Annotated in this window: 5 protein-coding genes and 1 pseudogene; all 6 read left to right on the top strand. The window is 37.5% G+C overall.

The window, feature by feature from the left end:
* Positions 1-151 precede the first annotated feature (151 nt).
* A pseudogene (locus tag V7164_RS17575) lies at positions 152-444 on the top strand (CoA-transferase); the annotation flags it as partial.
* Positions 445-580: 136 nt separating this feature from the next.
* A complete protein-coding gene (locus V7164_RS17580) occupies positions 581-1,378 on the top strand; it encodes a 3-hydroxybutyrate dehydrogenase (RefSeq protein ID WP_335347684.1) in 798 nt (265 codons plus the stop codon).
* A 91-nt stretch (positions 1,379-1,469) separates the two neighbouring features.
* A complete protein-coding gene (locus V7164_RS17585) occupies positions 1,470-2,684 on the top strand; it encodes an ABC transporter substrate-binding protein (RefSeq protein ID WP_335347685.1) in 1,215 nt (404 codons plus the stop codon).
* A 107-nt stretch (positions 2,685-2,791) separates the two neighbouring features.
* Entirely contained in the window at positions 2,792-3,691 is a 900-nt protein-coding gene (locus tag V7164_RS17590) for a branched-chain amino acid ABC transporter permease (RefSeq protein ID WP_335354738.1), read from the top strand.
* Position 3,692: 1 nt separating this feature from the next.
* Positions 3,693-5,507 carry a branched-chain amino acid ABC transporter ATP-binding protein/permease gene (locus V7164_RS17595; RefSeq protein WP_335354739.1) on the top strand — a complete coding sequence of 605 codons (1,815 nt, stop codon included), beginning with the start codon at positions 3,693-3,695 and terminating at the stop codon, positions 5,505-5,507.
* Positions 5,479-6,189 (top strand): ABC transporter ATP-binding protein, encoded by a 711-nt coding sequence (locus V7164_RS17600; RefSeq protein WP_335348004.1) that lies wholly within the window; start codon positions 5,479-5,481, stop codon positions 6,187-6,189. Before V7164_RS17595 ends, V7164_RS17600 begins: the two co-directional genes overlap by 29 nt.
* Positions 6,190-6,662 lie beyond the last annotated feature (473 nt).

Consider the following 6,662-nt stretch of genomic DNA (forward strand, 5'->3'; position numbering starts at 1 on the left):
AATTTAATTAAAATTATAGAACAAAATGATAATAAAAAATAAAGAAATGGGACATTTCAAGGTGTTCAGAGATCCTCCAGAAAAGTTGGCACGAATTTTGCTTTAAAAATAAATAGGTTGAAAAAGTAATAAAAGGAAGGAGAAAAGTGATATGAAGGTTATTCTTCCATTGATTAATGACGGTGATACATTACTCGTTGGGGGATCTGGACTAGTAGGTATACCTGAAAACTGAATCTTAGGGTTATATCGAAAGGGGGTTAAAGGTCTTACGATTATTTCTAATAATTGTGAGGTTGACGATTGGGGATTAATAAATCTATTGAAAAATAGACAAATCAACAAATGATTTCCTCCTATGTCGGCAAGAATTAGAAGGTTGAACGTCACTTAATGTCTTGTGGGCTAGAAGTAGAACTTGCACCTCAAGGTAGCTTAGCTGAACCCCCGAAGGATTAACATTTATTGAGATAGTTGAAGGTTACACAGTTGCAGATATTCAAGCATGTACAAGACTGGAATTAATCATTCCAGCACAATTAAATTTATTGTTTAGCATTCCAATGGGGGGATTGTTGTTTTGAATCAAAATAAGGAAAAATCACTTGAAAATAAAGTTGTTTTCATAACGGGTGCGGCTAGTGGAATAGGTCTAGATTTAGCCCAAGCATTTGCTGAAGAAGGTGCAAGAGTAGTGATCAGTGATCTGAATGAAGAAGCAGTAAAAGAAACTGCCGGGTCCATGAAGAATGATGGATTAGAAGTCATGGGGATTGGATGTGATGTAACCAAAGAGCAAGAAATCATATCTGCATTAAATCATACCATTAATACATATGGAGGTATTGATATTCTAATAAACAATGCAGGGTTACAGCACATATCTACCATTGAGGATTTTCCTGCTGATCGCTTTGAATTACTTCTTAAGGTGATGCTAACAGGTCCATTTATTGCTACAAAGCATGTTTTTCCTGTCATGAAAAAACAAGGATTTGGTCGAGTGATAAATATGTCCTCTATTAATGGTTTAGTTGGTTTTGCAGGGAAGGCTGCTTACAATAGTGCGAAGCATGGAGTGAACGGTTTGACGAAGGTTGCAGCATTAGAAGGGGCAGAATACGGAATCACCGTTAACGCCATTTGTCCTGGTTATGTAGACACTCCGCTTGTGCGAAATCAATTAACTGACTTAGCAAAGACAAGAAATGTAGAGTTAGAAAATGTACTTGAAGAAGTAATTTATCCGCTTGTACCACAGAAGCGCTTATTACATGTCAAAGAAATCTCTGATTACGTCGTTTTCTTAGCAAGTGAAAAAGCCAAAGGTATTACAGGACAGGCGATTGTTATTGATGGTGGCTACACAGTCCAATAAGAAAAAATATTAGTAAACGCTATTATTCTTTCATTACGCCGGTTTTATAAATGAGTTAACTTTAGGTTTATTAAAAGGGGAGGGAATTATTTTGAAAAAATCAAGTGCAATCTTTCTAGTGGCTTTTATGGTATTATTTACAGTTTTGACAGGATGTAGTCCAAAGGTAGAAGAAACAAAAACAAATTCCGCAGCTAGTAGTGATTCTGGTGCTTCTTCTTCAGGTGAGGAAACCTTTAACATAGGTTTAGCTATTTCTATGTCGGGTGGAACAGCTTTATTTGGTGAAGGAGTAAAAAGGGGTGTGGACCTAGCTGTTAAAGATTTTAACGATGCTGGCGGCTTTGAAGGAAAAAAAGCAAATGTAGTCCTATATGATGATGAAGCTAAACCAGAAAAGTCTGTCGAGATTGTTCAAAAATTAATTAGCCAAGATAAAATTGTAGCCTTAGTTGGACCTGCTAACTCTGGGAATGCCATGGCTCACATTCAATTTACTCAAGAGGCAAAAATTCCTGAAGTTGTACCAGTAGCTACAGGGACAAAAATCACACAAGAGTATAAAGATGCTGATAAAAACTATATTTTCCGCGTGTCTCCTCTTGATGGGGTTCAAGTGTCCGCTATTTTAAAAGAGCTTATCGATAAACAAGGCCTTACGAAACTTGGTGTCATCCATGATACGGAAGGGTACGGGCAAGGTGGAAGAGAAGATATTGTTAAGCAAATGAAGGAAACCTACAATTTGGAACCAACTGTTATTTCAGCCTTTGATCCAAAGGAATTAAATCTAGAGCCTTCTATTCGTGAAATGAATAATGCAGGGGTGGAAGCAGTTATCTTCTACGGGCTTGCACCACAGTCAGCAAAGTTGCTTGAAGCTCGTTTCAATGAAGGGTTGAATGCCCCTATTTACGCGACTTGGGCTACAGGTGACCCAACTGTTTTAAATCTAGTTGGAGATCTTGTGAAGGGTGATCTATTCTTTGTACAGTCATATACGATTGATCAAAATGAAGCAGCAAAAAAATTCCATGCAAGAGTAATGGATACGTATGGTGAAGACGTATTCCCTATTGCTACGGCACAAGGATATGACAGTGCAAAACTTATCTTAGATGCTATAAAAAAGGTTGGTTTAGATAGTGAAAAAATTCGTGATCAAATTGAATCCTTCACGGACTTTGAAGGTGTAACAGCAATTAAATCAGCACCTTTCACTAAGGATAACCATGAAGCATTTGGTATTGACGAAGTATTCATTGCCACATATAACGACGATTTACAAATTGTCGCAGCAGATTAATAGAGCCATCATATAAATCTTTTAACTGGTGTAAAGGGTAAGTCCATATGTAGATTTCCCTTTTCACCATTGCTTGTTATTCGTAGTATCACAAGGGGGCGTTTGCTTTGGAATTAACAGATATATTAAAAGCCATTATTAATGGGTTAGTGTATGGAAGTGTTTATGCGATAATTGCCCAAGGCTACTATATTACCTTTATTACGACTAAAACTATGAACTTTGGTCAAGGTGACTTCGTCATGCTTGGTTCACTTATAGGATTATCTACCTTTATGACAATAACTGCTTCGGGTGGGGGTGTTTGGATTGCCTTTATAGCATCATTACTATTGGTTATCGTCATACTGGGTATATCGGGTTGGGCATTGCAACAAGTCGCTATCCGTCCGTTAAAAAGTTGGCATTCCATTGGTTGGATTTTAAGTACTGTGGCCGTTGCTATGATTGTGAGAAACATAGCTATGCTTATCTGGGGAAGGGATGTTCTAATGGCCCCATCTCCATTTGGACGCGCTATTTTAGATTTAGGTATATTGAAAATCCGCTATCATGACATATTTGTACTCGTTAGTGCTGCAGTTATTATGTTTCTATTATACGTCTTCTTAAAGAAATCATTATTTGGAAAGGCGCTTGAAGCGGTTGCCTTTAATAGAGACGCTGCTTCATTAATGGGAATTAATCCACGATTAATGGCTTCCATTGCTTTTATCATTGCAGGGATTCTAGCTGGAGTAGGTGGAGTTTTAGTCGGGCCTATGGTACATCCAGGTGCATTTATTGGTCTTTTCCTGGGATTAAAAGCATTTGCAGTTGCAATTATTGGTGGTATCGAGAATCCAAGAGGCATTTTTATCGGAGGACTTTTACTAGGTGTATTAGAAAACCTCTTTACTTTATTTAGTACATCCATGAAAGAAGCAGCTGCGTTCTTCTTAATTCTTGTCATTTTAGCAGTCCTTCCTCAGGGGTTATTTGGAAAACGAGTAAAGGAGAAATTCTAGTATGATAAAAGCAAAATGGTGGATTTATCAAATTGTGATCCCGCTCGTCCTCTTATATGCATTTCCCTGGTTTTTTAACAATGCTCATACTATTCATGTAGCCCAGACATTTTTAATTACTTACATTGTCATCGTAGGGTTAAATCTACTTGTGGGACTCTCCAATCAGCTTTCCTTGGGGCATGTAGGATTTTATGCGATAGGAGCATATTTATCTGCAATACTTACGATGAAAGTAGGATTGAATTTCTTCGTAAGTATTGTGATCTCTGGCTTAATAGCTGCTGTATTTGGTGCGATTGTAGCTCTTTTGTCCTTACGAGCGAAAGGTCCTTATCTGGCAATGGTAACAATTGCATTTGGAGAATTGATTAGTATTATTGCCAACCGCTGGGTAGATGTCACGGGCGGTCCTGCAGGAACCAAAACTTCGGTACCATCCTTTTTCGGTCTTGAGCTTGATCCAATTCAATATATGTGGTTTATTGGTCTTTTAGCTATCATATTTACAGCATTCGCAACGAATATCTTTAGAGGTCGTTTTGGAAGGACCTTTACTGCTTTTGGAAATAGTGAAGTTGCTTCAGAGGTACTAGGGATTAATGTTCGGAATTGGAAAATATTAGCCTTTGCTGTTTCTGCTTTTTTAGCAGGTGTAGGCGGAGGGCTGTTCGCTTTCCAAAATCAGTTTATAAGTAGTACAACTTTTGAATTGAATCTATCCATTATGTTCCTTATTGCGGTTATTATCGGAGGGTCAGGAACAAAGATAGGTCCTATTATAGGTACAGCGGTTATCGTTGGGTTACCGCAATTCCTTCATAACTTTGTAGATTATCACTTAATGATCTTTGGTGGAATATTATTACTCGCACTTATCCTTTTACCCGATGGTATCGTGGGTGCCTTCACCAATCTTTCTTACTTTAAAAAGTTTTCTAGTAAAAAAGCCAATACTGAATTAGGAATTTTACATGATGGTCGGAAGGCAACAATAGATTTACCTGAAGGGATTAATGGTAAGGTTTTAGAGCTTAAAAATATTTCTATGTATTTTGGTGGATTAAAAGCTATTGACGAAGTTGAAATAGAGGTTTTAGGTGGAACTGTTCACGGAATTATTGGCCCAAACGGTTCAGGTAAAAGCACTACAGTTAACGTCCTAAGTGGAGTCTATATGCCGACTGGTGGAAACATTCTTTGGAAAGGAAAGAACATTACAAAATATGCTCCTCATAGTATAGCACAAGAAGGAATTACAAGAACATTCCAAAACCTGCAGTTGTTTGAAGACATGAGCGTTTTACAAAACGTCATGGTTGGTTTTCATCGTCACTTCAAAACAGGATTCCTGAAAAACCTATTATATCTAGGTCAGGTATCTGATGAAGAGAAATACTATGCACAAAAAGCCTATGATCTACTACGAATTGTTGGCTTAGAAAAAAGAGCCCATGAAAAAGCGTCTGACTTACCATATGGAGAACAGCGATTAGTTGAAATAGCGAGGGGGTTAGCTTTAAAACCTGCATTACTTATTCTAGATGAACCGGCAGCAGGGGCTAGTCCAAAAGAGATTGTAAAAATCATGGATGTGATCCAACGTCTGAAGAAGGCAGGATTGTCTATTATTTTGGTTGAGCATCATATGGATATTGTAATGAATATTTGTGATTATATTACAGTGTTAGATTTCGGTAAGAAAATTTGTGAGGGAAATCCTGAAACTATTCAAAACGATCCAAGGGTAATTGATGCCTATCTTGGGGGAGAAGAGGTGAACCAGCTTGTTGCAGGTACAAAATCTGTCGGTTAGTTATGGTCATGCATCCGCTTTACACAATGTGTCAATGGAAGTAAATGAAGGTGAAATCGTTGCTGTTATTGGTCCCAATGGGGCCGGAAAAACAACACTATTAAAAGCGATTACGGGGTTGATGAAGGCGAAGGAGGGCACTATCCTATATAAGGATAATGTGATTACAGGTACGCCTGCTCATAAAATTTTAGGGTATGGTATATCCCATGTCCCCCAAGGTCGTCAGGTCTTTGGTGATCAGTCGGTAGAGGATAATCTAATTCTTGGTGCCTTTACGATTAAAAAAGAGAAACAAAAAATTCAAGAGCTTATAGAAAGAGAATACGAAAGATTTCCGAGATTAAAGGAGAGAAGAAGGCAGCAAGCAGGTACGTTGAGTGGTGGAGAGCAACAGATGCTAGCTGTATCCAGAGCACTTATGTCTGATCCTGATTTTGTTATTCTTGATGAACCATCCATGGGTTTATCACCTATATTTGTAAAACAGATTTTCGACACTCTGCTAGAGTTGAAGAAATCTGGCAAGACGGTTGTGGTTGTCGAGCAATTAGCCATGGCTGCTTTAGCTATATCTGACCGTGCATATGTTTTACAAGCAGGTGAGGTGAAGTTACATGGAGAATCACGAGATTTATTAAGGGATGATAGTCTGGTAAAAACGTATTTAGGTTCAGCTTAAGCGAACTAACGGAAGTGTAAAATACGTTGTTATGTATTTCTATTAATAGGAGAAGTTAAATAACATCTAAAGTTATTTTAGCCTCTTCTATTTAGTTATTTTGGGACAAGGAATCCCCGTCCCTCCAAATAGAGGCTTTTTTACTAAGTTATCCGAAAGAGAAGGTTTATGTTTAATAACCTTCTGTAGTTACTTCTCTCTTTGATTGAATAATAAAAACCACTTCTGAGTTTATCAGAAGTGGCTTTATTTCAACGTTTTTTTCGGATGGAGAATAGGGGGCTAGAACCCCTGACCTCTACGCTGCTAGAGGAAAACCTATTGAGCAATTTAGTAAAATAAGTTCAAATAAAAATAATCAAGTCTAATAGATCAAGGTTTTTTAGATACATAAATGTAATCTAGACTAATTAAAAATAATTAAAAAAAATAAGTCTGTGCACACTTTCAATAAAGTTTTTGTACAAGTACCA

The organism is Bacillus sp. JJ1474 (genome assembly GCF_036965225.1).
Classification (GTDB): domain Bacteria; phylum Bacillota; class Bacilli; order Bacillales; family Cytobacillaceae; genus Cytobacillus.